Origin of the sequence: Streptomyces sp. NPDC058001 (assembly GCF_042886315.1) — a bacterium.
In the GTDB taxonomy this organism is placed as follows: domain Bacteria; phylum Actinomycetota; class Actinomycetes; order Streptomycetales; family Streptomycetaceae; genus Streptomyces.
In genome coordinates this window covers 148,220-173,744 of record NZ_JBHVQT010000002.1, presented here as the reverse complement: position 1 = coordinate 173,744, position 25,525 = coordinate 148,220, and the positions used below count along the sequence as shown (strand labels likewise).

Annotated in this window: 27 protein-coding genes, 1 tRNA gene and 1 riboswitch; of the genes, 8 read left to right on the top strand and 20 right to left on the bottom strand. The window is 69.3% G+C overall.

What is annotated here, in order from left to right; translation table 11 throughout:
- Positions 1 to 525 precede the first annotated feature (525 nt).
- Positions 526 to 828 (top strand): hypothetical protein, encoded by a 303-nt coding sequence (locus ACFVT5_RS04285; protein ID WP_389882056.1) that lies wholly within the window; start codon positions 526 to 528, stop codon positions 826 to 828.
- A 142-nt stretch (positions 829 to 970) separates the two neighbouring features.
- Here ACFVT5_RS04285 and ACFVT5_RS04280 read toward each other — a convergent pair whose 3' ends face one another.
- The 3 genes from ACFVT5_RS04280 to ACFVT5_RS04270 form a co-directional block, all read right to left on the bottom strand.
- Positions 971 to 1,336, bottom strand: coding sequence for a VOC family protein (locus ACFVT5_RS04280; RefSeq protein ID WP_389881265.1), 366 nt, complete (start codon positions 1,334 to 1,336; stop codon positions 971 to 973).
- Between the two features lie 41 nt (positions 1,337 to 1,377).
- Positions 1,378 to 2,385, bottom strand: a complete 1,008-nt coding sequence (locus tag ACFVT5_RS04275) for a GlxA family transcriptional regulator (protein WP_389881263.1) — start codon at positions 2,383 to 2,385, stop codon at positions 1,378 to 1,380.
- A gap of 80 nt (positions 2,386 to 2,465) precedes the next feature.
- The gene (locus ACFVT5_RS04270; protein WP_389881261.1) at positions 2,466 to 3,773 is read right to left on the bottom strand and encodes a DUF445 domain-containing protein; all 1,308 of its coding nucleotides are present in this window, start codon (positions 3,771 to 3,773) and stop codon (positions 2,466 to 2,468) included.
- Positions 3,774 to 4,089: 316 nt separating this feature from the next.
- On the opposite strand from ACFVT5_RS04270, the gene ACFVT5_RS04265 reads away from it, so the two are divergent.
- Complete coding sequence (locus tag ACFVT5_RS04265) at positions 4,090 to 5,439, top strand: SGNH/GDSL hydrolase family protein (RefSeq protein ID WP_389881260.1); 1,350 nt, start codon at positions 4,090 to 4,092, stop codon at positions 5,437 to 5,439.
- An 89-nt stretch (positions 5,440 to 5,528) separates the two neighbouring features.
- Here the strand turns inward: ACFVT5_RS04265 and ACFVT5_RS04260 are convergent, their stop codons facing one another.
- From ACFVT5_RS04260 to ACFVT5_RS04245, 4 genes are read right to left on the bottom strand one after another with little or no spacing between them, the layout of a single operon-like run.
- Entirely contained in the window at positions 5,529 to 6,293 is a 765-nt protein-coding gene (locus ACFVT5_RS04260) for a DUF1707 domain-containing protein (RefSeq protein WP_389881258.1), read from the bottom strand.
- Between the two features lie 9 nt (positions 6,294 to 6,302).
- Positions 6,303 to 7,307, bottom strand: coding sequence for an ATP-binding cassette domain-containing protein (locus ACFVT5_RS04255; protein ID WP_389881256.1), 1,005 nt, complete (start codon positions 7,305 to 7,307; stop codon positions 6,303 to 6,305).
- A gap of 14 nt (positions 7,308 to 7,321) precedes the next feature.
- On the bottom strand, positions 7,322 to 8,206 hold the full coding sequence (locus tag ACFVT5_RS04250; protein ID WP_389881254.1) for an ABC transporter permease: 885 nt from the start codon (positions 8,204 to 8,206) through the stop codon (positions 7,322 to 7,324).
- Positions 8,199 to 9,053, bottom strand: coding sequence for an ABC transporter permease (locus tag ACFVT5_RS04245; RefSeq protein ID WP_389881252.1), 855 nt, complete (start codon positions 9,051 to 9,053; stop codon positions 8,199 to 8,201). Before ACFVT5_RS04245 ends, ACFVT5_RS04250 begins: the two co-directional genes overlap by 8 nt.
- Before the next feature lie 249 nt (positions 9,054 to 9,302).
- Between ACFVT5_RS04245 and ACFVT5_RS04240 the strand changes: the two genes are divergently transcribed.
- Positions 9,303 to 11,798 carry a transglycosylase domain-containing protein gene (locus ACFVT5_RS04240; RefSeq protein WP_389881250.1) on the top strand — a complete coding sequence of 832 codons (2,496 nt, stop codon included), beginning with the start codon at positions 9,303 to 9,305 and terminating at the stop codon, positions 11,796 to 11,798.
- Here the strand turns inward: ACFVT5_RS04240 and ACFVT5_RS04235 are convergent.
- From ACFVT5_RS04235 to ACFVT5_RS04225, 3 genes are all read right to left on the bottom strand, one after another.
- Positions 11,792 to 12,112: a DMT family transporter gene (locus tag ACFVT5_RS04235; protein ID WP_389881248.1), complete on the bottom strand. Its 321-nt coding sequence runs from the start codon at positions 12,110 to 12,112 to the stop codon at positions 11,792 to 11,794. The two genes, ACFVT5_RS04240 and ACFVT5_RS04235, sit on opposite strands and share 7 nt — an antisense overlap.
- A 38-nt stretch (positions 12,113 to 12,150) precedes the next feature.
- Positions 12,151 to 12,221, bottom strand: a riboswitch (guanidine-III (ykkC-III) riboswitch).
- A gap of 80 nt (positions 12,222 to 12,301) precedes the next feature.
- Positions 12,302 to 12,604, bottom strand: a complete 303-nt coding sequence (locus tag ACFVT5_RS04230) for a co-chaperone GroES (protein WP_052454563.1) — start codon at positions 12,602 to 12,604, stop codon at positions 12,302 to 12,304.
- Between the two features lie 107 nt (positions 12,605 to 12,711).
- Positions 12,712 to 13,032 (bottom strand): DUF3618 domain-containing protein, encoded by a 321-nt coding sequence (locus ACFVT5_RS04225; RefSeq protein ID WP_389881246.1) that lies wholly within the window; start codon positions 13,030 to 13,032, stop codon positions 12,712 to 12,714.
- Between the two features lie 164 nt (positions 13,033 to 13,196).
- Here ACFVT5_RS04225 and bcp point away from each other — a divergent pair, with 164 nt between their 5' ends.
- The 3 genes from bcp (at position 13,197) to ACFVT5_RS04210 (ending at position 15,014) form a co-directional block, all read left to right on the top strand.
- Positions 13,197 to 13,664: a thioredoxin-dependent thiol peroxidase gene (bcp, locus tag ACFVT5_RS04220; protein WP_389881244.1), complete on the top strand. Its 468-nt coding sequence runs from the start codon at positions 13,197 to 13,199 to the stop codon at positions 13,662 to 13,664.
- 128 nt (positions 13,665 to 13,792) lie between these two features.
- Positions 13,793 to 14,845, top strand: a complete 1,053-nt coding sequence (locus ACFVT5_RS04215) for an HNH endonuclease signature motif containing protein (protein ID WP_389881242.1) — start codon at positions 13,793 to 13,795, stop codon at positions 14,843 to 14,845.
- 85 nt (positions 14,846 to 14,930) lie between these two features.
- A tRNA-Leu gene (locus ACFVT5_RS04210) sits at positions 14,931 to 15,014 on the top strand.
- A gap of 58 nt (positions 15,015 to 15,072) precedes the next feature.
- Here ACFVT5_RS04210 and rdgB read toward each other — a convergent pair.
- The 4 genes from rdgB to ACFVT5_RS04190 form a co-directional block, all read right to left on the bottom strand.
- A complete protein-coding gene (gene rdgB, locus ACFVT5_RS04205) occupies positions 15,073 to 15,675 on the bottom strand; it encodes an RdgB/HAM1 family non-canonical purine NTP pyrophosphatase (RefSeq protein ID WP_389881240.1) in 603 nt (200 codons plus the stop codon).
- A 58-nt stretch (positions 15,676 to 15,733) separates the two neighbouring features.
- Positions 15,734 to 16,126, bottom strand: coding sequence for a hypothetical protein (locus tag ACFVT5_RS04200; protein ID WP_389881238.1), 393 nt, complete (start codon positions 16,124 to 16,126; stop codon positions 15,734 to 15,736).
- A gap of 124 nt (positions 16,127 to 16,250) precedes the next feature.
- Entirely contained in the window at positions 16,251 to 16,994 is a 744-nt protein-coding gene (rph, locus tag ACFVT5_RS04195) for a ribonuclease PH (RefSeq protein WP_389881236.1), read from the bottom strand.
- Positions 16,995 to 17,108: 114 nt separating this feature from the next.
- Positions 17,109 to 17,420, bottom strand: coding sequence for a glucose PTS transporter subunit EIIB (locus ACFVT5_RS04190; protein WP_389881234.1), 312 nt, complete (start codon positions 17,418 to 17,420; stop codon positions 17,109 to 17,111).
- Positions 17,421 to 17,538: 118 nt separating this feature from the next.
- Here ACFVT5_RS04190 and ACFVT5_RS04185 point away from each other — a divergent pair, with 118 nt between their 5' ends.
- Both ACFVT5_RS04185 and ACFVT5_RS04180 read left to right on the top strand, forming a co-directional pair.
- Positions 17,539 to 18,849, top strand: coding sequence for a PTS transporter subunit EIIC (locus tag ACFVT5_RS04185; RefSeq protein ID WP_389881232.1), 1,311 nt, complete (start codon positions 17,539 to 17,541; stop codon positions 18,847 to 18,849).
- Between the two features lie 134 nt (positions 18,850 to 18,983).
- Positions 18,984 to 20,249, top strand: coding sequence for a PTS transporter subunit EIIC (locus tag ACFVT5_RS04180; protein ID WP_389881230.1), 1,266 nt, complete (start codon positions 18,984 to 18,986; stop codon positions 20,247 to 20,249).
- A 133-nt stretch (positions 20,250 to 20,382) separates the two neighbouring features.
- On the opposite strand, the gene ACFVT5_RS04175 is transcribed toward ACFVT5_RS04180, so the two are convergent.
- The 6 genes from ACFVT5_RS04175 to ACFVT5_RS04150 form a co-directional block, all read right to left on the bottom strand.
- The gene (locus ACFVT5_RS04175; protein ID WP_389881228.1) at positions 20,383 to 21,135 is read right to left on the bottom strand and encodes an MBL fold metallo-hydrolase; all 753 of its coding nucleotides are present in this window, start codon (positions 21,133 to 21,135) and stop codon (positions 20,383 to 20,385) included.
- Positions 21,136 to 21,838: 703 nt separating this feature from the next.
- Positions 21,839 to 22,789: a PLP-dependent cysteine synthase family protein gene (locus ACFVT5_RS04170; RefSeq protein WP_389881226.1), complete on the bottom strand. Its 951-nt coding sequence runs from the start codon at positions 22,787 to 22,789 to the stop codon at positions 21,839 to 21,841.
- A gap of 6 nt (positions 22,790 to 22,795) precedes the next feature.
- Entirely contained in the window at positions 22,796 to 23,074 is a 279-nt protein-coding gene (locus ACFVT5_RS04165; protein ID WP_389881225.1) for a MoaD/ThiS family protein, read from the bottom strand.
- A 115-nt stretch (positions 23,075 to 23,189) separates the two neighbouring features.
- A complete protein-coding gene (locus ACFVT5_RS04160) occupies positions 23,190 to 23,291 on the bottom strand; it encodes a putative leader peptide (RefSeq protein WP_389881223.1) in 102 nt (33 codons plus the stop codon).
- A 126-nt stretch (positions 23,292 to 23,417) separates the two neighbouring features.
- On the bottom strand, positions 23,418 to 23,840 hold the full coding sequence (locus ACFVT5_RS04155) for a Mov34/MPN/PAD-1 family protein (RefSeq protein WP_389881221.1): 423 nt from the start codon (positions 23,838 to 23,840) through the stop codon (positions 23,418 to 23,420).
- Positions 23,841 to 23,935: 95 nt separating this feature from the next.
- Entirely contained in the window at positions 23,936 to 25,399 is a 1,464-nt protein-coding gene (locus tag ACFVT5_RS04150; RefSeq protein WP_389881219.1) for an amino acid permease, read from the bottom strand.
- Positions 25,400 to 25,525 lie beyond the last annotated feature (126 nt).

Here is a 25,525-nt window from a genome sequence, read left to right as displayed (position 1 = left end):
TCGTCCGCCGCGAACGTCCCCACCCAGGAACCCCTCACTTCCGGCTCGGCCCAGTTCCTGGAGCTCCGTCACCGCGGACACGTCACCGTGGAAGACCACATCCGGCACTGCAAAACCACCGGCTTCGGCCGCATCCTCTCCCGCCACTTCCAGGTCAACGCCGCTTGGCTCGAACTCAGCCTCGCTGCGCTCAACCTCCTTGCCTGGACCCGCGTCCCCCTGCTGGACGGCGAACTCGCGGCCGCCGAACCCAAGGAACTCCGCTACCAAATCCTGCACATCGCGCCCGGATCACCCGGGGCGGCCACTGCCTCCAACATGAACTCGCCGCCGCATTCCGCCGCCTGGCCGCACTGCCCCGATCCGCTAGCTGACTCGACGTCCCCGCCCGCCCGCCTCAAGGACCTTGGAGAACCCGACCCCGCGTCCAGCCGACACAACCTCACTCGGGCGCCCAGCGACCCCAACCGAAACGACGGGGCTAGCCTTCGAGCAGCAGACATTCGCCGTAGAGGAGGCAAAATCATGGCGCAGGTGCCTGGGGCTGTTGTTGCTGGTGTGGGGCTTGTTGGGGGGTTTGGGGTGGCTCGGTGGAGTGGGCGGCGGGAACTCGGCGGTGTGGTGTTGGCCTTGGCGGGGGGTGTGGCCGCGCAACAGTGGCGGCGGGATGCCGGGGGGCGGGTCGCCGGGGCGTTGGGGGTTGCCTATGTCGCCGCTTTCGCCGGGTCCCATCCGCTCGCGAAGAAGATCGGCGCCTGGCCGGCGGTGTTCACCGTGGCCGGCGGGGTGGCCGCAGCGTCCTGGGCACTCGCCGACCGACACCACTGAGCGAGGCCGGCCCTCCGCGGGTCGGCCAACCTGGGCACGCGCCCGGCCGCATCACCGCGCAAGGTCTGCCCGCCCCGGCACGCGCCGCTGAGGCAAGCCCCCCACCCCGGTCCACCCCAAGTCGCTCCGATCCGCCAAGTCGTCAAGCCGACGCGTCGTCATCCCGGTGGGTCACCACATTGATTACCTTGCCGTTCGGGTCGCGGGTGAAGAAGCGGCGGACTCCCCAGGGTTCGTCGCGTAGGTCTCGGACGATTTCCGCGCCGGACGCGCGTACCGCCGCGTAGACCGCGTCCACGTCTTCCACCTCGACGCTGATGTCGGGGACGACCGGGGCGGTCTGTTCCTCGGTGATCAGGATGATTTGGGCCGTGGGGTTGGTGGGGGACGCCAGGGTGCTGACCCAGCCCAGGTCCATGACCTCCTCGAAGCCGAGGAGTTCGTAGAAGGCGCGGCTCTCCGTCTTCGCCCGCGTGTGGATGTCCGGTACCGCTCGGCGGATTGTCATCGTCCTCACCAGCCCTCAGTTCGTACTACGGGGTTACGGGGTTACGGGGTGCGGAAAGTGGTCCGGTAGGTGCCGGGAGATACGCCCAGTACCTCCTGGAAGTGCAGGCGCAGCGACGCGCTCGTGCCCAGGCCCGACTCCGCCGCCACGCGGTCGACGGTGTGGTCCGTCTCCTCCAGCAGGACGCGGGCCTGGTTCACGCGGGTGCGGATCAGCCACTGGCCCGGGGTCAGGCCCGTCTCGTCGCGGAAGCGGCGGCTGAACGTCCGTACGCTCATCAGGGCCTGGGTCGCCAGGTCGGCCAGGGTGATCGGCTCGGCGAGGCGTTCCAGCGCCCAGGCTCGCGCCACGGCGGTCGAGCGGTTGTCCATGGCGACCACCGGGCGGCGGATGTACTGGGCCTGGCCGCCCTCGCGATGCGGCGGTACGACGGTGCGGCGCGCGATGTCCGCCGCGACCGCCGCTCCGTGGTCCGCGCGGATCATGTGCAGGCAGAGGTCGATACCGGCCGCCTCGCCCGCGGAGGTGAGTACGCGGCCCTCGTCGACGTAGAGGACATCGGGGTCGACCGTCACGGACGGGAACGTCCGTGCGAAGCGGTCCGTCGACAGCCAGTGCGTCGTCGCCCGTTTCCCGTCGAGCAGGCCCGCCGCCGCGAGGACGAACGCGCCCGTGCAGATCGAGGCGATACGGGTGTCGGGACGGGCGCGGGCCAGTGCGTCGGCGAGTGGGCCGGGCAGGGCCAGGGGCGACAGGGACTCGTCCTGCTCGTGCGAGGCCGGCACGATCACGGTGTCGGCGGTCTCGATCGCCTCCGGGCCGTGCGGCGCGTGGATCGGGAAGTCCGCGTCGGTACGGATCGGGCCAGGGGTCACCGCGCAGGTCATGACCGTGTACAGCGGGGACCCGTACACGTCATGGGTCGAGCGGGTCGCGTGGCCGAACAGCTGGTGGACCAGGCCCAGTTCGAGGGGCAGGACACCGTCCCGTACCAGAACGGCCACGCGGTGCGGCGGCGCCGTGGGGGAGGAGTCCTCGACGGAAGTCATGGCGCGATCCTTGCATATCGTGGCTATCTGGCCACTTTCCAAAGTCGCCCCCCTCCACCCCGGCCCCTCCGGCGGAGCGCTCACGCGCCCAAGGCCCGGGACACCGTGTAGATGACCAGGCCGGCCAGCGAGCCGACCACGGTGCCGTTGATACGGATGAACTGGAGGTCCCGGCCGATGTGGGCCTCGATCTTCTTCGAGGTGTGGTCGGCGTCCCAGCTCGCGACGGTGTCGGTGATGAGGGAGGTGATCTCGTCGCGGTAAGTGGTGACGACGTACACCGCCGCGCCCTCGACCCAGCCGTCCACCTTCGCCTGGAGACGCGGATCCGTGGCCATCCGGGAGCCGAGCGAGAGCAGCGAGGCCCGTACCCGCAGCCGCAGCTCACTGCGCTCGTCCTCGGCCGCCGCGACTATCATCGAGCGGACCGCCGACCAGGTCGACGCGATGAGGTCCTGAACCTCGCCACGCGCGAGCACCTCGCCCTTGAGGCGTTCGACGCGGGCCCGGGTGTCCGTGTCGGACTGGAGGTCGGACGCGAAGTCGGCGAGGAACCGGTCGACGGCGCCGCGCGCGGGATGGTCGGGCATGTCCCGCATCTCGGCGGTGAAACGGACCAGCTCGCGGTAGACGCGCTCGCCGACCTTCCGGTCCACGAAACGGGGGGTCCAGCCGGGGGCGCCGCCCTGGACGGCGTCCATCACGGAGTCACCGTGCTCGACCAGCCAGTCATGGGCGCGTACGCACACCAGGTCCACGACCCGTTTGTGGCCGCCGTCGGCGACGACCTTCTCCAGCATCTTCCCTATGCCGGGGGCGATCTCCTGGGCGTCGGCGCGCCGCGTGACCGCCTCGCCGACGACGGCCTGGACATCGGAGTCCCGCAGGACGGTGAGGGCGCCGCGCAGGGCGGTGGCCAGTTCGGCGGTGACCCGGTCGGCGTGTTCGGGCTCGGCGAGCCAGGCACCGAGGCGGCTGCCGATGCCCACGGCGCGCAGCCGGGTCCGTACGACGTCCTCCGAGAGGAAGTTCTCGCCGACGAAGTCGCCCAGGGACGCGCCGAGTTGGTCCTTCTTGTTGGGGATGATCGCGGTGTGCGGGATCGGCAGCCCGAGCGGGTGCCGGAACAGCGCGGTCACGGCGAACCAGTCGGCCAGCGCACCGACCATGCCGGCCTCGGCGGCGGCGGCGACATACCCGGTCCAGTCACCGGCGCCCGAGTTCCCCGCCCACTTCGTGAGGACGTACACGACGGCGACGAGGAGCAGCAGCCCGGTGGCGGTGATCTTCATCCGGCGTACGCCGCGCCGCCGCTCCTCGTCGGCGGGCGTGAAGGCCCCGACGACGACCCGGGCAGGCCGCGCCGTATCCATCTCTTCCCGTTCCATCCGTCGCATCCGTTCTGTTCAGTCCGGCCGATTCCCGTTCAGTCCGGCCGATCCACTCCGGCCGGTCCGGCCGATCCACTCCGGCCGATCCCACCTTCGGCCGATCCCACCTTCGGCCGATCCACTTCCGGCCGATCCGCCCGTACCGCAGCGGGTCCCGCTCGTATTGTCCCTTCCTGACCTACTCCTGGAACGGATCACAAGTTCCCGGCGTCTGTCCGGGCGGGGGTCCTGTCGGGTTCCGCCCGCCTCGTGTCGCATCATGAGGTGATCATCACGGAGCCCCGGGCTCCCTGCCCGAGGAGAAACACACCGCATGACCGAGCGTCACGACGGGGGCTCCGGGATGTCCCCGGGCCGGCCCGGCGCCCTCCTCGCCGCGATCGTCGCCGTGATCCTGACCATGTCCGCCGGTATCTACTTCGGCGTGTCCCGTGCGGAGGACCGCCCCCGATCCGGCGCCTCCGACCGGGTCCCCCGCGACAGTTCCGCCGCCCCCGCGTCGGCCGGCCGCTGGGTCGCCTCCTGGGCCATGGCACCCGCGGGCGCCGAACCGGGCACCGAGACCCACGGGTACGCGCAGCGGTCGGTCCGCAATGTCGTGCACACCAGCGTCGGCGGCACCGGCGCCCGCGTCACCCTGTCCAACCTGTACGGACAGCGGCCCCTGCGGATCACCCACGCGTCGATCGCCGTCGCCGACGCCCCCAACGACCCCAGCGCCCGCCCCGGCACCCTGCGCCGTCTCGCCTTCGGCGGCAACAGCGGGGTACTGATCCCGGCGGGCGAGCAGGTCATGTCCGACGCGGTCCGGCTGCCGGTACCCACCGACGCGGACATGCTGGTCACCACGTACACCCCGCTCCCGTCCGGACCGGTCACGTACCACCCGCACGCGCGGCAGATCTCGTACGTCGCCGGCGGTGACCGGACCGGGGACCCGAGCGGGGAGGACTTCACGCAGCAGAGCCCGTACTGGCGCTATGTGACCGCCCTGGACGTGCTGAGCAACGAGGCGGACGGGACCGTCGCGGTGCTCGGCGACTCGCTCACCGACGGCGTCAGCTCCACCATGGGCGCGAACCGCCGCTGGCCCGACGTCCTGGCGGCCCGCCTGCGCGACGAGGACGGCGCCCCGCGCTACGGCGTCGTGAACCTCGGCATCAGCGGCAACCGCGTCCTGTCCGACGGCAACGGAAGGCCCGCCGACAACCCGAGCGGCCTGAACCGGCTGCGACGCGACGTCCTGGACCGCACCGGCGTCCAGGTCGTCGTCATCGCGCTCGGCGTCAACGACATCCTCCGCACCCCGCACCAGACGGACACCGCCACCATCGTCGAGGGCCTGCGCGAACTGACCCGGCAGGCGCACGCCCGCGGCCTGAAGGTGGTCGGCGCGACGCTCATGCCCTTCGGCAGGTTCCGGGGCGACGATCCGTCGCTGGAGGCCGCCCGGCAGAGCGTCAACGCCGAGATCCGGGCCGGCGGCGTGTTCGACGAGGTCGTCGACTTCGACAAGGCGGTACGGGATCCCTACGCCCCCCGCCGGCTGCGCGGCACCTACGACTCGGGCGACCATCTGCACCCCAGCGACCTCGGCTACCGCCGGATGGCCGAAGCCCTGGACCTCGACCACCTGAAGGGCAGGGCGCCCGCGGAACTGTGACCGGGGGCAAAGCCGAAACCGGGACCAATTCCAGGGCCGAAACCGGGGCCGATTCCGCCGGCGAAGCCAAAACCGGGGGCGCCGGGGTGTCACCGGTCCCGGCGATCCTCCCGCCGAGCCTCCAACTCCGCCCGCCGAGCCTCCCGCCGCTCCACCTTCTCGCGCCGCCGCTCCTCCCGTACCAGCATCCGCTGCGACCGGGTCATCTTGCGCTCCACGCCGACACCGCCCCAGAACGCGAAACCGGTGACGATGACCCGAGGGGCACCGGGGTCCCCCGGCACACCGTCCTCGCGGTGGTCGAAGCCGCCCATGATGCCGATACCGCGCACCACGACCTCGACACCGTGCGGTACGACGATGCTCATCCCACCCATGATCGCCACACAGTTGATCACGACCTCACGCTCCGCGAACCGGGCCTCGCGCAGATCGATCTCACCGCCGCCCCAGAACGCGAACGAGTTGAACCGCTTCGGCGCCGTCCAGTGCCCCTTGCGCTGGAACCCGGCCATGATCGCGACACCCCACTGCGAGGTCGGTTCACCGCCGATCCGCGCGGGCCAGTCGCCCTCCGCCCACTCACCGGCCACCGTGCCCGGCGCCGGCGCCTTCACCATCGACACGGAAGGAGCCGCGCCCACGGGCAGATCGCTCAGGATCGGCTCCAGCTCGCCGTACGTACGGGCCGCGTACGTCGCCTCCAGCCGCTCCTCGAATTCCGTCATGTCGAGACGGCCCTCCGCGAGGGCGTCCCGGAGATGTTCGGCGACCCGCTCACGGTCGGCGTCGGCTGCCCGCAGTTCGGGCGTCGGGGAGCCGGGGTTCGACCCCCGGGAAGGCTCATCCGTCATACCAACAGCCTACGAGACAGCCTGCCCCGCGTACATTTTGGCGATCACCGTTTCGATGTCCGGCTCCCGTACGGACAGATCCGCCAGCGGGTACTCGGCGGCGATCCGCGCGACAAGCGGCGCGGCGGACTCCGACGCGGGGAACGCCAGCCACTGGCGGGGCCCTTCGACCTTGACCACCCGGGCCGCGCCCCCGAGATCGACGGGCGGAAGTTCCCGCTCCAGGTCGACGACGAGGGTGCGTTCGCTCGCGCCGACCTCGTGCAGTCCGGCGAGCGGCCCGTCGTACATCAGGCGCCCGTGGTCGATGACCATCACCCGCCGGCACAGTTGCTCGATGTCGGTGAGGTCATGCGTGGTGAGCAGCACCGTCGTACCGGCCGTCTCGTTCAAGTCCCGCAGAAATCCTCGGACCTTGGCCTTGGAGACGACGTCGAGACCGATGGTGGGCTCATCGAGGTAGAGCACCTCGGGGTCGTGCAGCAGGGCCGCCGCGATGTCCCCGCGCATCCGCTGCCCGAGCGACAGTTGGCGTACGGGGACGTCCAACAGGGCGCCCAGTTCGAGGAGTTCGACACACCGGTCGAGGTTCTCGCGGTACCGGGCGTCGGGGATGCGGTACATGCGGTGCATCAGCCGGTACGAGTCGATCAGCGGCAGGTCCCACCAGAGGGTGGTGCGCTGCCCGAACACGACCCCGATCCGGCGGGCGAGGCGGGTCCGCTCGCGCGACGGGTCGATCCCCGCGACCCGGACCCGCCCGGCGCTGGGTGTGAGGATGCCGGTGAGCATCTTGATCGTGGTGGACTTACCGGCGCCGTTCGGCCCGATGTAGCCGACCATCTCGCCGCGCGGCACGGTGAAGGACAGCGAGTCCACCGCCCGTACCTCACGCTTCTCGCGCCGCAGGAACCCCGTTTTCCGCCGCACGTCGAAGACCTTCTCGACACCGTCCAGTTCGATGAACGTCTCAGCCGTGGCGCCGGCCACAGCACCCGCCGTATCCGCTGACATATCCCCTGGCACCCCTAACTCCCTGTACTCCGGTACGACCGCAGCCCGACCCGCCACACGACCCCGGCCAGCGCACAACACGCCACGGCGACCAGCGGAGGCGTGAACGCCAGCCAGTGCGGCAGATCCAGCGGATACGGCCGCCCGAGCACATACAGCGCGGGCAGCCAGTTGACGAAGGCGAGCGGTACGACGAACGTCACCCCGCGCACCAGGTCCTTCGCGAAGACGGTCGGCGGGTACTGGAGCAGCGTGTTCCCGCCGTACGTGAAGGAGTTCTGCACCTCCGACGCGTCCTGCGCGACGAACTGGAAAGCGCCGCCCGCGATGAACACGGCGCCGAAGATCCCGGCGCCGCTGAGCAGCATCAGCGGAACCATCAGCACCTTCACCGGGGTCCAGTCGATGTCCAGGACGAGCAGCGCGTACCCGAGGACCAGCAGCCCCTGGCTGATCCGGCCGAGGCGGCGCAGCGCGAACCGGTCGGCGGCGACCTGCGCGAGGACCGGCGCGGGCCGCACGAGGAGCGTGTCGAGGGTGCCGTCCCGCACCCGCCGCCCCAGCCGGTCCATCGTGCCGAGCGCCAGGTCGGCGAGCCCGAAGGCGGCGCCCGACGCTCCGTAGAGGAAGGCGATTTCGGGCAGCGTGTAGCCGCCGAGGGCGTCGACCTGCGAGAACATCAACAGGATCGCCACGAAGTCGAGTCCGGTCGCGACGAAGTTGCCGAACGCGGTCATCGCGAAGGACGCCCGGTAGGCCATCGTGGAGCGGACCCACATCGCGGCGATCATCCGGTACGCGCGCAGCCCGTCCACGAAGCGTGCGGCGCCCCCCGCCACGGAGCGCGCGATCCCAGAGGTGCCGGAGGTGCCGGAGGTGTGGACGTCGGTGTCAGCCACCCTGCACCACCACGCGCCGGGTGGCGAAGGACTGCACGAGCCGCCCGGCGGCCAGCAGCCCGGCGGCCCACGCGGCCTGGAACCCGTACGTCGCCCACAGATCGGCACCCGTGTGCTTGCCGAGGAACACATCGGCCGGCACCTGGAGCGTCGCCGACCACGGCAGGGCGCGGGCGATCTCGCCGAGGGTGCCGGGGAACACATTGAGCGGCAGCAGCATCCCGGAGAAGAAGATCCCGGCGAGCCAGGCGATCTGCGCCACCCCCGCGCCGTCCATCAGCCAGAACGCGGACAGCGCGACGAGGAAACGGATCGCGAAGCTGACGAGCACGCCGAGCGCGACCGCGACGAGGAACGCCAGCCAGGTCAGGGGGTTCGTCGGGATCGCCAGGGTGAAAAGCAGCGCGCCGAACAGCATCGGCAGGACGCCCCGGCCCAGCAGATGGAACGCGGCCCGCCCCGCGTCCCCGGCGAGCCACCAGCCCTGGAGATCGGCGGGCCGGTACAGGTCGATGGCGACGTCTCCGGTACGGATGCGTTCGATCAGCTCGTCCTCGAAGCCGCCGCCCATCGCGGCGACCACCATGTGCAGGGCCTGCCCGAGCCAGACATAGGTGAGAGCCTCGGCCTGGTCGTAGCCGCCGAGTCCGGGCCGCTGGTCCCACAGGGCGATATAGGTGTACGCGAGGATCACACCGAACACGCTGTTGGTGAAGACGCCCGCGACGGTGGCGATACGGTAGGTGGCGTAACGCCGGAACCCGCCCGTGGCGACGGCCGCGTACAACCGGACGGCGTTCAACCGGTCCGTGTACGACTGACCCGCTTTCAGCCGGTCCGCGTTCATCGTGTCTGCGTCAACCGGTCCGCGCTCACGTGCAACCCCTCTCGCTCTCCGGCGGTCTCCGTTGACGAAAGGCAACGAAAGCAACGGACGACACCGCATCGGGCCAAAGCGCAAGAGCCTAACCATCCGCCAGGCCCTTCACCACGCAATTTCCGGACGGTACGCGTGCCACCTCGGGAGCAACCCGGGGCGGAGTGCGACAGTTGAGAAAGTTCCGGCGTACTACGCGAATCGGGAGTTCCGCGAGACATGAGCGACGAGCCGCAGAAGCATGACCAGGGTGTCCCGGACGGTCCCGGCGACCCCGACGGCGGCACGAGCCCGCACGGCGGCACAAGCCCGCACGTCGACCCGAACCCCGAGGAAACCGAGCCGCCGAAGAAGCCCAAGCGCCCCAAACGCAAAGGCTGGCGGCGCCTGTTCCCCACCTGGCGGATGAGCCTCGGCACCGCCATCGGCCTGCTGCTGCTCCTGATCGGCGGCTTCGTGACCGGCTATCTGCTGGTCGACATCCCGCCCGCGAACGCCGCCGCGACCGCGCAGAGCAACGTCTATCTGTACGCGGACGGCTCCCAGCTCGCCCGCGACGGCGACATCAACCGCGAGAACGTCGACCTGGCGCAGATCCCCAAGTCCGTACAGCGCACCGCCCTCGCCGCCGAGGACCGGGACTTCTACTCCGAGTCCGCCGTCGACCCGCAGGCGATGGTCCGCGCCGCCTGGAACACCGTCACCGGCAAGGGCAAGCAGTCCGGTTCGACGATCACACAGCAGTACGTGAAGAACTACTACCTGGGCCAGGAACAGACCGTCACCCGAAAGGTGAAGGAGTTCTTCATCGCGATCAAGCTGGACCGCGAGGAGACCAAGGACGGCATCCTGGAGGGCTACCTCAACACCAGCTACTTCGGCCGCAACGCCTACGGCATCCAGGCCGCCGCACAGGCGTACTACGGCGTGGACGTCCAGGACCTGAGCACCGCGCAGGGCGCGTACCTCGCGGCGCTCCTCAACGCGCCCAGCTCGTACGACGTCGTCGCGCACCCCGAGAACAAGGAGGCGGCGCGGGCCCGCTGGAACTACGTCCTGGACGGCATGGTCAAGGAGAAGTGGCTCAGCACCGCCGAGCGCGCCCGCATGACCTTCCCGACGCCGCGCGAGGACCGCGGCTCGACGGGCCTGTCGGGGCAGCGCGGCTATCTCGTCCAGGCCGTCAAGGACTATCTGACCGAACACGACATCATCGACGAGGACGCGCTGAACTCGGGCGGCGGCTACCGCATCACGACGACCCTGCAAAAAAAGAAGCAGGACGCGTTCGTCAAGGCCGTCGACGACCAGCTCATGTCCCACATCGACAAGGACGCCCGCAAGGCGGACCGCAACGTCCGCGCGGGCGGCGTCTCCATCGACCCGGCGACCGGCAAGGTCCTCGCGATGTACGGCGGCATCGACTACACCAAGCAGTACGTCAACAACGCGACGCGCCGTGACTACCAGGTGGGTTCGACGTTCAAACCGTTCGTGTTCGCGTCCGCCGTACAGAACGGCTCGGTCACCCAGGACGGCCGCGCCATCACCCCGAACACCATGTACGACGGCACCGACCGGCGCCCGGTGCAGGGCTGGAACGGCCCCCGGTACGCGCCCGAGAACGAGGACAACGTCACCTACGGGCCCATCAACGTCCGCACCGCCACCGACAAGTCCGTCAACGCGGTGTACGCCCAGATGGCGGTGGACGTCGGCCCGTCGAAGGTCAAGTCGACGGCGGTGAACCTCGGGCTCCCGAAGTCGACGCCCGACCTCCAGCCGTACCCGTCGATCGCGCTGGGCACCGCCACGGCGAGCGTCCTCGACATGGCCGAGGCGTACGCGACACTCGCCAACCACGGCAAGCACGGCACGTACACCCTGGTCGCCGACATCACCAAGGACGGCAAGAAGGTCGACCTGCCCGAACAGCAGGTGAAGCGGGTCGTCAGCCGGGAGGCCGCCGACACGACAACGTCGATACTGCAGAGCGTCGTGGACAGCGGCACCGGCACCGCCGCGCAGGCCGCGAACCGCCCGGCGGCCGGCAAGACCGGCACCGCCGAGAAGGACAAGGCGGCCTGGTTCGCGGGCTACACCCCCGATCTGGCCACCGTGGTCGCCGTGATGGGCCAGGACCCGGACACCGGTGTGCAGACCCCGCTGTACAACGCGCTCGGGCAACCCCGTATCAACGGCGGTGGGTATCCGGCGCAGATCTGGGCGCAGTTCACCCGGACCGCGCTGAAGGGCAGCGACCCGAAGGACTTCAACCTCCAGCTCCAGGACGGCGCCGAGGACCAGGGCCTCCCGGAGGACACCGGCTCCGAATCGCCCGGGACACCGCAGCCCGGCACCGGCGACACGACGGGCGGCACACCGAGCCAGGGAGCGCCGCAGGGCCAGACACAGGGCCAGACCAGCGGTAGCGGCACACCCGGGCCCGGCGGCACCGAGTCCCCCGGCCCGGGAGGCACCGGCGGTACCGGGGACACCGGCGGGACCGGTGGGGACGGCGGTACGGGAGGTACCGGCGGGGCGGCTGACGGGGGCACGGCCGACGGCGGTACGACGGGCGGCGCCCCCGGCGGCGGCACGGGCGGCGCGATCGGGGGCGACGCGACCGGCGGGGGCGCCGACGGGGGCACCGCGGCGGGACCGGGGCGCACCACGAACAACGTCCTCCGCGGCGGTCGCGCCGAGGCTCAGTGACCCGAGGTCGCCTTCAGACCGACAACGGCGACCAGCAGCAGACAGACGAAGAAGATCCGCGCCGCCGTCGCCGGTTCACCGAGGGCCACCATGCCGACGACGGCCGCGCCGGCCGCGCCGATCCCGACCCAGACGCCGTACGCCGTACCGATGGGCAGGGTCTTCGCGGCATGGGACAGCAGCACCATGCTGACGACGATGCCCGCGCCGGTGAAGAGGCTCGGTACGAGTCGGGTGAAGCCCTCGGTGTACTTCATCCCGATCGACCAGCCGACTTCGAGCAGACCGGCGATGATCAGCAGAACCCATGCCATGACGGCACCTCCGTGGTTTCCATGACGGAATGAACAGGGGTGCGTCGTCTTTGCAGGTCCCGGTACGGCGCGTCTCGTCGGGTGCTGTCCACGGTAGCAAAAGCACGACGCCAGCGGCTGGTGAGAAGGGTCACCAGCCGCTGGGGGAAGCTTGCGGGGAGCTGTGGGGGGGGCCGTGCGGAAACGGTTCTACAGATACAGGCCGGTCGAGTCCTCGGAGCCCTCGAAACGGTCGGCGGCGACGGCGTGCAGATCACGCTCCCGCATCAGGACATACGCGGTACCGCGCACCTCGACCTCCGCACGGTCCTCCGGGTCGTACAGCACCCGGTCGCCCGGCTCGACGGTGCGGACGTTCTGGCCGACCGCGACCACCTCGGCCCAGGCGAGGCGGCGGCCGACCGCGGCGGTCGCCGGGATCAGGATGCCGCCGCCGGAACGCCGCTCGCCCTCGGCGGCGTCCTGGCGCACGAGGACCCGGTCGTGCAGCATCCGGATCGGCAGCTTGTCGTGCGGGGTGTGCGGGGTGTTCACATCACGTTTGGCGCTCACGCCCCCGAACCTACCTGCCCGAGCGGCACACCGGTACGCGGGTGGGCTCAGCCCTTGCGGCGGCGGGAGCTGACGGCGAGCAGGCCCACCAGGCCGACGACGACGAGGGCGACCGGCACGATCCGCTCCAGGCGCGGGGCGCCGTCTTCGGAGACGAGCCGGCCCCTGACTCCGGACACGACACGGTTGGCGCCTACGTAGGCCCGGCCCAGCGAGTTGTCGACGCCGGCGACGAACTTGGCCTTCGCGTCCCCCACGATCGTCTTGGGGTGCACGCGCACACCGATCTCGTCGAGCGTCTCCGCGAGCCGCTCGCGGCGGTGCTTGATGTCCGCCTCGATCTGCGCAGGGGTCCTGGCATCCGACACCGCGCTGCCTCCGTGGTCGTGTCCGGCGTTCTCTGGTCGACAGTCTGTCAGCTTCCCCGCCACCGCACCCCACGGCACCCCTATTAGGCTCGGTTCCGTGAGCCCGCCCGGAACGGCCCGATTCCGGCGGGACCGTGATCGCGTACCCCGCACAGGAGACTGAGATGAGCGACCGACTCCAGCCCGGTGACACCGCCCCGGCCTTCACCCTGTCCGACGCCGACGGGAACGAGGTGTCGCTCGCTGACCACAAGGGGCGCAAGGTCATCGTGTACTTCTACCCGGCCGCGCTGACCCCCGGCTGCACCAAGCAGGCGTGCGACTTCACGGACAACCTCGACGTATTCGCGGGCGCCGGGTACGACGTCGTCGGCATCTCCCCCGACAAGCCGGAGAAGCTCGCGAAGTTCCGCGAGAAGGAGAACCTGAAGGTCACCCTGCTGGCCGACCCCGACCGGTCGGTCCTCACCACGTACGGAGCCTTCGGCGAGAAGAAGCTGTACGGCAAGACGGTGACGGGAGTGATCCGCTCCACGATCGTCGTGGACGAGGACGGCAAGGTCGAACGCGCCCTGTACAACGTCAAGGCGACGGGCCACGTAGCCAAGATCATCAAGGACCTGGCGATCTGACGGACGCCGGCCGCCACCGACCAGCACCCGAAACAGGGCACTCCACATTCCGCACGTGACCATCCGATAAACGGTTCGTTACTCCGTACGAGACCACGAACGTGTGGTCGGGACGGAGGGGAACGAACGTGCGGAGCGAAGAGGGAAGCGCGAAGCGGACCAGCACCGGCGACGACGGGACGGCATCCGACGCGTACAGCAAGGAACGACTCGCGCCGGTCGTCGCCGAGGCCCGCAACTGGACCGACCTGATGCGTCGGCTCGGCATGCGGACGAACGGGGGCCAAAGGCGCGTACTTCAGGAGAAGGTGTCGGAACACCGGCTGGACACAAGCCACTTCGCCCGACGCAGCCCTTGGCGCAAGTACCCGGATGCCGCTATAGCCGAGGCTGCCGCGTCCTCGGCCTCGATGCGTGAAGTGGCCCTGAAGCTCGGCGCCACCCTGGCCACCGGGACGCTTTCACACATCCGCCGTCGCATCAGCGCGGCAGGCATAGACATCAGCCACTTCCCCGGCATGGACCGCCCCAAGCCGGACCTGCCCTTCACCGCCGACGAGCTGCGGACGGCCGCGGCTACGGCAACGAGCGTGCGCGGTGTGGCCCGCGCGTTGGGTATGCCGGACGACAGCCGCTCGCGCGCGGTCCTGGCCCGCATGCTGGCCGCCGAACACATCGACATCGGACACTTCTCGCACCGTCGTGCACGGATTCCCGAGGCCGAACTGCGCGCCTTGGTACCGGGCGCCACGAGCTACGCGGACGTCGTACGCGGCCTGGGAATGGAGGTCAACGACACCAACCACCGGCGAGTCCGGCGCGCCGCCTCCCGCCTCGGCCTCGACACCAGCCACTTCAAACGCCGAGCCTGGGGGCGGCCGGAACGCCCCGCGCCCTCATCCATCGCGGACCGCGTACTGGTCGTCCTGCCAGGTCAGGCCGGGCGGACCAACAGGACCCACCTGCATCGAGCGCTGGCCGAGATCGGAGTGCCGTACGCATGTGCGTCGTGCGGCAACACCGGCACATGGCTGGACCGTCCGATCACCCTGCAGATCGACCACGTCAACGGGGACTGGCGGGACAACCGGCGCGAGAACCTGCGTTACCTGTGCCCCAACTGTCACGCGGTGACCGAGACGTGGTGCCGCCAGAAGCCGAGGCGACCTCTCGCGGGGTGACCACGTAGCCAAGATCATCAAGGACCTGGCGATCTGACCTACCGGGGCGCATCTGCCGGGGTGCCCGCTACGATGTCTGTGGTACGCGGCGGTGGCGCAGAGGTGACGCAGCAGACTTAGGATCTGTGGCCCTTGAACGGGCTTGAGGGTTCGAATCCCTTCCGCCGCACCGAAGAGGGCCCGCACGTCGAAGGCGACCGTGCGGGTCTTCTGTCGTACGCGGCGTCTCAGCCGACCAGTTCCCGGATCACCGGCACCAGAGCCCTGAACGCCTTGCCGCGGTGGCTGATCGTGTTTTTTTCGGCTGGGGTCAGTTCGGCGCAGGTTCGGGTCATGCCCTGGGGTTGGAGGATGGGGTCGTAGCCGAAGCCGTTGGTGCCGGTGGGGGTGTGGCGGAGGGTGCCGGGTAGGCGGCCTTCGACTACGCGTTCGGTGCCGTCGGGGAGGGCGAGTGCCGCCGCGCAGGCGAAGTGGGCGCCCCGGTGCGGGGCGCCGATGTCGGAGAGTTGGGCGAGGAGCAGGTCCAGGTTGGCCTGGTCGTCGCCGTGTGTGCCGGCCCAGCGGGCGGAGAAGATGCCGGGGGCGCCGCCCAGGACGTCGACGCAGAGGCCCGAGTCGTCGGCGACGGCGGGCCGCCCGGTGGCGTCGGCGAGGGCGTGTGCCTTGAGGAGCGCGTTCTCGGCGAAGGTGACGCCGGTCTCCTTGACGTCGGGGATGTCCGGATAGGCGTCCGCGCCGACGAGTTCATGGCTGAGCCCTGCGTCGGCGAGGATCGCCCTCAGCTCGGTGAGTTTTCCGGCGTTGCGGGTGGCGAGGATCAGGCGGGTCATGGGGTGATTATCCGGGTCGGCCCACCCGGTCACGTCGACCCGCCCCCCCCTCAGCGCGCTACGGCGTGCACACCTTGGTCAGTTCGCCGGCCGCGTCCGTCACCGGGCTGATGTCCGGGGTCTTGTCGCCGTCGTTGATGGCCTGGCGGACGTTGTCGACGGACTTGCTCAGGTCGTCGACCGCCTTGTTGACGTCGGTGTTGTCGGTCTTCTCACCTATCTTGTCCAGGTTCTTGTCTATGGAGCGCAGTGATTCCTCGGCCTGTGCCGGGTCGTTGGCGGCGTTCTCCACGGCCTGCTGGAGGTCGGTGACGCTGTCGGCGATGGTGTCGGCGGTCTGGACACAGTCCAACGCCTTGTTCACGGCGTCGCAGCCGAGGGCGAGCGGCGCGACGAGCGCCACGCTCGCCACGGCGAGAACGGTAGTGGTACGGCGGCGGCGCGAGGCCATGTCGGCGGTCCCTCCCGAGAGTTGCGGACGGGCGCACGGTGTTGCCCGTACGCCCGTATCTATGAGAACGCTGTGCGGGTCCTCTTGGTTGCCTCTTTACCAAGTCAACGGACTCGTGGGTGCGTCAGTGCTGTGCCGCGAGGGTCTCCGCGAGGGCCTGTCGCTGGATGGCCGCGAGGTCGGTGCAGCCCGCGACGGCGAGGTCGAGCAGTGAGTTGAGTTCGTCGCGGGCGAAGGGCTCGGCCTCGGCGGTGCCCTGGACCTCGACGAAGCGGCCGTCGCCGGTGCAGACGACGTTCATGTCGGTGTCGGCGCGTACGTCTTCCTCGTAGCAGAGGTCGAGCAGTGGGATGCCGCCGACGATGCCTACGGAGACGGCCGCGACGGTGCCGGTGAGGGGCTGGCGTCCGCCTCTGACCAGTTTGTGCTCGCGGGCCCAGGAGACGGCGTCGGCGAGGGCGACGTACGCGCCGGTGACGGCGGCGGTGCGGGTGCCGCCGTCGGCCTGGAGGACGTCGCAGTCGAGGACGATGGTGTTCTCGCCGAGTGCCTTGTAGTCGATGACCGCGCGCAGGGAGCGGCCGATGAGGCGGGAGATCTCGTGGGTCCGGCCGCCGATCTTGCCGCGGACGGATTCGCGGTCGCCGCGGGTGTTGGTGGCGCGGGGCAGCATCGCGTATTCGGCGGTGACCCAGCCTTCGCCGCTGCCTTTGCGCCAGCGGGGGACGCCTTCCGTGACGGAGGCCGTGCAGAAGACTTTGGTGTCGCCGAAGGAGACGAGGACGGAGCCTTCGGCGTGCTTGCTCCAGCCGCGTTCGATGGTGACCGGGCGGAGTTGTTCGGGGGTACGGCCGTCGATGCGAGACATGGGGCGACTTTATCGGTCGGACCTCGGGGTACTTACGGTGCCCGGAACCGGGGTGCTGAGCGGGCGCCGCCACAGCGATGAACAGCACCCCGATGCGGCGCCTTGCGGGGGGACTTACATCATGTCTTCGATGTCCGATGCGATCGGGTCCGCGTCTGTGCCGATTACTACCTGGATCGCCGTGCCCATCTTGACGACGCCGTGGGCGCCGGCGGCCTTGAGGGCGACCTCGTCGACCTTGGACGGGTCGATGACCTCGGTGCGCAGGCGGGTGATGCAGCCTTCGACCTCTTCGATGTTCTCGATGCCGCCGAGCCCGGCAACGATCTTCTCCGCCTTGCTGGCCATTTCTTTCTCCCTGCTGTCAAAGGACGAGGCCGCGGCCACCGTGGTCCGCTTCGTCAAGGTAACGCACGGTTGGCCCATCTTTGCGCGCGATAACCCGACTCGTACCCAATGATGACGTTCAACGTGCGTCGCCGGCCGACTGGTCTACACCAGTTTAGGGCGAGCGCCGGATCTGGCCGGTACGGGGAGGACATGGATGAGCGCCCACATCGCGGCAGTACCCACCCGCTCTTGGTGGAACGGTTTCTTCCAGGGGCTCCAGAAGATGGGGCGGAGTCTGCAACTGCCCATCGCCGTACTGCCCGCCGCGGGCATCCTCAACCGGCTCGGTCAGCCGGACGTCTTCGGTTCCGAGGGCCTGAACTGGACGAATGTCGCCACGGTGTTCGCGGCGGCGGGCGGTGCGCTGCTGGACTCCTCGCTGGGTCTGCCGCTGCTGTTCTGCATCGGTGTCGCGATCGGTATGGCGAAGAAGTCGGACGGGTCGACGGCGTTGGCCGCGGTCGCCGGGTTCCTGGTGTATTACGCGGTGCTGCGGGCGTTTCCCGGGGGCTGTCCGTCGGGCGCGAGTTTCGAGGGGGCGGGGGTCTGGAGCGGGTTGTGCGTCGCCGAGGACGGCACGTCGACGCAGGCGTCGTACCAGAATCCGGGAGTGTTCGGCGGGATCGTACTGGGGCTGGTCTCGGCGTACGTCTGGCGGCGGTTCCATCGGACGAAGCTGGTCGACTGGCTGGGGTTCTTCAACGGGCGGCGGCTGGTGCCGATCATCATGGCGTTCATCGGGCTGCTCTTCGCGGGGCTCTGTATCTGGATCTGGCCGCCGATCGGTGACGGGCTGACCAGCTTCTCGAAGTGGCTGGCGGATCTGGGGGCCTGGGGTGCGGGCATCTTCGGTGTCGCGAACCGGGCGCTGCTCACGGTGGGGCTGCACCAGTTCCTGAACACGTTCGTCTGGTTCCAGTTCGGCGACTACACCAAGCCGGACGGGACGGTGGTGCACGGTGACATCAACCGGTTCCTGGCGGGCGACCCGACGGCGGGCCAGTTCACCACGGGTTTCTTCCCGATCATGATGTTCGCGCTGCCCGCCGCCGCGCTCGCGATCACGCACTGCGCCCGTCCCGAGCGCCGCAAGATCGTCGGCGGCATGATGTTGTCGGTGGGCCTGACGTCGTTCGTCACGGGGATCACCGAGCCGATCGAGTACTCGTTCCTGTTCATCGCGCCGCTGCTGTACGCGATCCACGCGCTGCTGACCGGTGTCTCGATGGCGCTGACGTGGGCGCTGGGGGTCAAGGACGGGTTCAGCTTCTCGGCCGGTCTGATCGACTACGTCATCAACTGGAACCTCGCGACGAAACCGTGGCTGATCATTCCGATCGGGCTCGGTTTCGCGGTCGTGTACTACGTGATCTTCCGGTTCGCGATCACCGTGTTCAATCTGCGGACGCCGGGCCGCGAGTCCGCGGAGGAGGCGGCGGAGGAGGATCGCGAGAACGTGAAGTAGGGGGGTCATGACGGGATCTCCGCGCTATGGCTCAGGCCACAGGAATCGCGGGTTCCTTATCTCGCCTTCACCGTGCTACAACAGGTCTACACCACTGAGTGGTGTAGACCATTTGTTCTGCATGGAGGGGCCACATGTCCACGGCGAACGCCGCACCCGCGGCCGACAAGAAGAAGGGCGCCGGCGCGATGGCTGTCATGCAGCGCATCGGCCGCAGCCTCATGCTGCCGGTCGCGGTGCTGCCCGCGGCGGCGCTGCTGGTCCGGTTCGGCAACGACGACATGCTGGGACGGGCGTCGTTCCCGGACTTCGTCACCAAGCTCGCCGGGTACATGTCGGCCGGCGGTGGCGCGCTGCTCGACAACATGCCGCTGCTGTTCTGCGTCGGTATCGCGATCGGTTTCGCGAAGAAGTCGGACGGGTCGACCGCGCTGGCGGCCGTCGTCGGCTACCTGGTCTTCCAGAAGGTCCTCGGCACCTTCACGGACGGCAATCTGCCGAAGGTCGCCGCGGTGGTCGACGGCAAGATCGTGATGAACGAGGCGCCGGTCAACGCCGGGGTGCTCGGCGGTGTCGTGATGGGCATCGTGGTGGCGCTGCTCTACCAGAAGTTCTACCGGACCAAGCTGCCCGACTGGGCGGGCTTCTTCGGCGGACGCCGTCTGGTCCCGATCCTTTCGGCCTTCGCGGGCCTGGTCATCGGTATCGTCTTCGGGCTGATATGGCCGGTGCTCGGCGCCGGTCTGCACCACTTCGGTGAGTGGCTGGTCGGCTCGGGCGCGGTCGGCGCGGGCATCTTCGGTGTCGCCAACCGCGCGCTGATCCCGATCGGTATGCACCATCTGCTGAACTCGTTCCCGTGGTTCCAGGCGGGCTCGTACGAGGGCAAGAACGGTGACATCGCGCGCTTCCTGGCCGGTGACCCGAGCGCCGGGCAGTTCATGACCGGCTTCTTCCCGATCATGATGTTCGCGCTGCCCGCCGCCTGTCTCGCGATCACCCACGCGGCCCGGCCCGAGCGGCGCAAGGTCGTCGGCGGCATGATGTTCTCGCTGGCCCTGACGTCCTTCGTCACGGGTGTGACGGAGCCGATCGAGTTCACGTTCATGTTCATCGCGCCGGTGCTGTACGCGATCCACGCGGTGCTCACCGGTGTGTCGATGGCGCTGACCTGGGCGCTCGGCATGAAGGACGGCTTCGGCTTCTCGGCGGGCGCGGTCGACTTCTTCCTGAACCTGGGCATCGCGTCCAACCCGTGGGGACTTGCCCTGGTCGGTCTCTGTTTCGCGGCCCTGTACTACGTGATCTTCCGGTTCGCGATCGTCAAGTTCAACCTGCCGACGCCGGGCCGCGAGTCCGACGAGGAACTGGCGGAACTCCAGAAGGCCGAGAGCAAGTAGCCGCCGGGCACGGTGCGTTACGTGGTGTTACGGGGAAGTCCCCGCCGTTGTGGTCGAACGGCGGGGACTTCGGCGTACGAGTGGCCTTGCGGGGGTGGCGGTGCGGCGTGGCGGTGCGGGGTGTTGCGGGGGTTCAGATCTCGTACGTGGCGCCGGGCGCCGCGAGTTCTGACGGGCCGTCGAACACGGATCGGGCGTCGGCCAGGTTGACCTGAGGGTCCGTCCACGGCGGGATATGGGTGAGGACCAGGCGTCCGACGTCCGCGCGGCGTGCGCTCTCTCCCGCCTCACGGCCGTTCAGATGGAGGTCGGGGATGTTCTCCTTGCCGGCCGTGAACGCCGCCTCGCAGAGGAACAGGTCGGTGCCGGAGGCGAGTTGGTCCAGGGTGTCGCAGACGCCGGTGTCCCCGGAGTACGTCAGTGAGCGGCCCTGGTGCTCGACCCGGATGCCGTACGCCTCGACGGGGTGCCGGACCCGTTCGGTGCGGACGGCGAAGGGGCCGATGTCGAAGCCGCCGGGCTTGACGGTGTGGAAGTCGAAGACCTCGCTCATCGAGGACGCCGAAGGGGTGTCGGCGTACGCGGTGGTGAGGCGCTGTTCCGTGCCCTCGGGGCCGTAGACCGGGAGGGGGGCGGGACGGCCGCCGTCGTGGCGGTAGTAGCGCGCCACGAAGTAGGCGCACATGTCGATGCAGTGGTCGGCGTGCAGATGGCTGAGGAAGATCGCGTCGAGGTCGTAGAGACCGATGTGGCGCTGCAACTCGCCCAGGGCGCCATTGCCCATGTCGAGGAGCAGCCGGAAGCCGTCGGCCTCGATGAGGTAGCTCGAACAGGCCGAATCCGCGGACGGAAACGACCCCGAGCAGCCGACGACGGTGAGCTTCATAGGAGCTGGAACCTCCGCGCTGGCAGGAAAGTGACCGGATTTCCGGTCCGGAGAACGGGGGTCGTGCGGTCCGTCGAGCGTAAGACGCAAAAGCCCCGGTCGCCCCTCGGTCACGGTCCGTTGTGGGCGAACTCACCCACCCGTCCCCCTCCCGGGGGCCCTCCTCCGACCACGCCGGCCCCCTCGGGCGGGGGCACGCCCTCACCACCCCGACACGCATCCACCCCAAAGGGGTACCGAACCTCACCGGAGGCAGCCTTGAGCCCTCACGGGGAGGGGTCCGGAGGGAATCCCACACTGCCGGACGACTCCGTCGTGGCGAAGCACCGTTGCGGCGGAAAGAGGACGGGACCCTGACGGGTCCAGCCCACCACGGCGGCCGGCCACCGGCGGGAGGGTCCGGCGGGATCCCATGCTGCCGAACCCACACCGTCTCGGCGAAGCGCCGCTGCGGCAGAAAGAAAAACCGGACCCCGGCGGGTCCAGCCCAGCCCCCTGCCGGGGGCAACCCGCCGCTGCCGCGGCAAAGGGAGCGGAACGGATCACGACCGCCCCCAAACCCCCGCCGGAGGCGATCGGGTTCGGTGGGATTTCATGCCGTCGGGCTCACGCCGTCGTGGCGGCGCGCCACTGCGGCGGAAAAAAAGGGGCCGGACCTTCTCAGGTCCAGCCCCTTACGCTCGCTGCCCCTGTAGGGGTACCGCTACGCCCATAGCTGGCCGTGCAGGGTTTCGATGGCTTCTTCTGTTGTCGGGGCCGTGTAGACGCCCGTCGACAGGTACTTCCAGCCTCCGTCGGCCACCACGAAGACGATGTCCGCCGGTTCGCCGGCCGCCACGGCCTTGCGGCCTACGCCGATCGCCGCGTGCAGGGCCGCCCCGGTGGAGACCCCGGCGAAGATGCCCTCCTGCTGGAGCAGCTCCCGGGTCCGGGTCACGGCGTCGGCGGAGCCGACCGAGAAGCGGGTGGTGAGGACCGAGGGGTCGTACAGCTCGGGTACGAAGCCCTCGTCGAGGTTGCGGAGGCCGTAGACCAGGTCGTCGTAGCGCGGCTCGGCCGCGACGATCTTGATGTCCGGCTTCTGCTCCCGCAGGAACCGCCCCACCCCCATCAGCGTCCCGGTGGTGCCGAGCCCGGCGACGAAGTGTGTGATCGAGGGGAGGTCGGCGAGGATCTCGGGGCCGGTGGTCGCGTAGTGGGCGCCCGCGTTGTCCGGGTTGCCGTACTGGTAGAGCATCACCCAGTCCGGGTGCTGCTCGGCCAGTTCCTTCGCGACCCGTACGGCGGTGTTCGAGCCGCCCGCCGCGGGCGAGGAGATGATCTCCGCGCCCCACATGGCGAGCAGGTCACGCCGTTCCCGCGAGGTGTTCTCGGGCATCACGCAGACGATCCGGTACCCCTTGAGCCGGGCGGCCATGGCGAGCGAGATACCGGTGTTTCCGGAGGTCGGCTCCAGGATGGTGCAGCCGGGGGTGAGCCGCCCGTCCTTCTCGGCCTGCTCGATCATGTGGAGCGCGGGGCGGTCCTTGATCGAGCCGGTCGGATTGCGGTCCTCCAGCTTCGCCCAGATCCGTACGTCGGCGGAGGGCGAGAGCCGCGGCAACCGGACGAGCGGCGTGTTGCCGACCGCGGCGAGCGGGGAGTCGTACCGCATCGCCGATCAGGCCATACCGCCGGCCACGGCCGGCAGGATCGTGACGCTGTCGCCGTCGGCGAGCTTGGTGCCGATGCCGTCGAGGAAGCGCACGTCCTCGTCGTTGAGGTAGACGTTGACGAAGCGGCGCAGCTTGTCGCCGTCGACGATGCGGGCCTGGATTCCGGCGTGCCGGGTCTCCAGGTCGGCGAGGAGCGCGGCGAGGGTGTCGCCGCTGCCCTGGACGGCCTTCTCACCGTCGGTGTACTGGCGGAGGATGGTCGGGATGCGGACCTCGATGGCCATGGCTGTGGGCTCCTGTCGGGAGGATGTCGGGTCGGTGGGCGCGCGGCGGCCCGGCAGTGCGGAGGTGCGTACGTGGGGCAAGGCGCCGCGGCTCACGGGCGCCCGGCGGCAGGGGTCAGCCGGTACAGATGGCGCTGGACAGCCTGCACAGGTCGACGTGCAGCCGCGCCACGAGCATCGTGCCCGGCGTCTTCTCGCTCACGTCGTGGGAAACCATGCGGTCATCGTATCGATTCCCGGCCACCCTCCCGGAGTGTGATCTCGAATACTGGAAGAATTCCGCTCGCTGTGCGAGATCAGCACCGTGAGCGGTACCCAGGTTCGGTCCAGGTTCGGTCCGGGTTCAGTACGCCTCCACCACGCTGACCTCTTCTTCCGTCACCTTTCCTTCCACGATCCGGTACGAGCGGAACTGGAAGGGGCCCGAGCCGTCGGTGTCCGCGGTGGACACGAGGACATAGTGCGCGCCGGGTTCGTTGGCGTAGGCGAGGTCGGTGCGTGAGGGGTATGCCTCGGTGGCGGTGTGCGAGTGGTAGATGATCACGGGCTCCTCGTCGCGGTCGTCCATCTCGCGGTAGAGCTTGAGGAGATCGCCCGAGTCGAACTCGTAGAAGGTGGGCGAGCGGGCGGCGTTGAGCATGGGGATGTACCGCTCGGGGCGGCCGGTGCCGGCGGGTCCCGCGACCACGCCGCACGCTTCGTCGGGGTGGTCCTCGCGCGCGTGCGCGACGATCTGGTCGTACAGGGCCTGGGTCAGGGTCAGCATGCCGGCAAGGATAAGCAAAAGGGCCCGTACGGACCGGAGTGCGGTACGTAGGGGCCCACATGCTGGGACAACGGGCGAACCCGCTGCGTCGACGGCTACTTGTCCGCCGGGGTGCGTCGCTTGGCGAAGGCGGCTGCCTCCGGGTTGCGGTTCTTGAGGACGAGGTACGAGACGCCGAGGATCAGCGCCCACAGCGGTGCGCAGTACAGCGAGATACGGGCGTCCTTGTCGATGCCCATCATCACGATGACCATGGCGATGAAGGCGAGCGAGTACACGCTCGCGATCAGTCCGAACGGCGCGGGGAAGGGTGACGCGGGCAGCAGGCCGCGGATGACCTTCAGACGGTAGAGGACGTGGCAGACCAGGATCATGATCCAGGCCCACATGCCGGAGATGGTGGCGAAGGAGACGACGTAGGTGAAGGCGTCGCCGGGCCACTGGTAGTTGATCCAGACGCCGACGAGCATCAGGGCGGCCGAGAAGGTCGTACCGATGAGTGGGGTGCCGGTGCGGGTCAGCCGGGTGAAGACCGAGGGGCCCTGCCGGTTGAGGGCGAGGTCGCGGAGCATCCGGCCGGTGGAGTACATGCCGGAGTTGCAGGAGGACAGGGCCGCGGTGAGGACGACGAAGTTGACGATGGCGGCGCCCGCGGCGAGGCCCATCTTCTCGAAGGCGGCGACGAAGGGGCTGACGCCGGGCTGGAACTCGCTCCACGGCACGACCGAAAGGATCATGATGAGCGCGCCGACGTAGAAGACGGCGATGCGCCACGGCACGGTGTTGATGGCCTTGGGGAGTGTCTTCTCGGGGTCCTTGGACTCCCCGGCGGTGACGCCGACCAATTCGACGGCGAGGAAGGCGAACATCACGATCTGCAGGGTCATCAGGGTGCCGCCGATGCCCTTGGGGAAGAAGCCGCCCTGGTCCCAGAGATGGCTGACCGACGCGGTGTCGCCGGCGTCCGAGAAGCCGATGGTGAGGATGCCGGCGCAGATGAGGATCATGCCGATGATGGCCGTGACCTTGACCATCGAGAACCAGAACTCCAGCTCGCCGAAGAGCTTCACGGAGATCAGGTTGGCGCCGTACAGGATGACGGTGAAGACGAGCGCGGACGCCCATTGGGGGATGTCCCACCAGTACGTCATATAGGTGGCGGCGGCGGTGACTTCGGTGATGCCGGTGACGACCCAGAAGAGCCAGTACGTCCAGCCGGTGACGAAGCCCGCGAAGGGGCCGATGAACTCGCGCGCGTACTCGGAGAAGGAGCCCGCGACCGGGCGGTACATGAGGAGTTCGCCGAGGGCCCGCATGATGAAGAAGATCACGATGCCCGCGACGGCGTACGCGAGGATCAGGCTGGGGCCCGCTTTGGAGATGGCCTTGCCCGCGCCGAGGAAGAGGCCGGTGCCGATGGCACCGCCGATCGCGATCATCTGGATCTGGCGGGCGCCGAGTGCGCGCTGGTAGCCCTCACCGTGTCCGGACGGGTCCGCCTTGTCCCGCGTGGAGGGATCGGGTCCGTCGTGGGGCTGGTCGAGCCGCACTTGGGTCATGGTGGTGCCTTTCGCCGGGAACAGGGGTGGGGCCCTGTCGGGTCCGGCAGATCTATCACGCGGGCGCGGCCGATCGATTCAGGCACATGTGACGCGGGCCATGGGAAGAAGCGGACAAAATTCTTC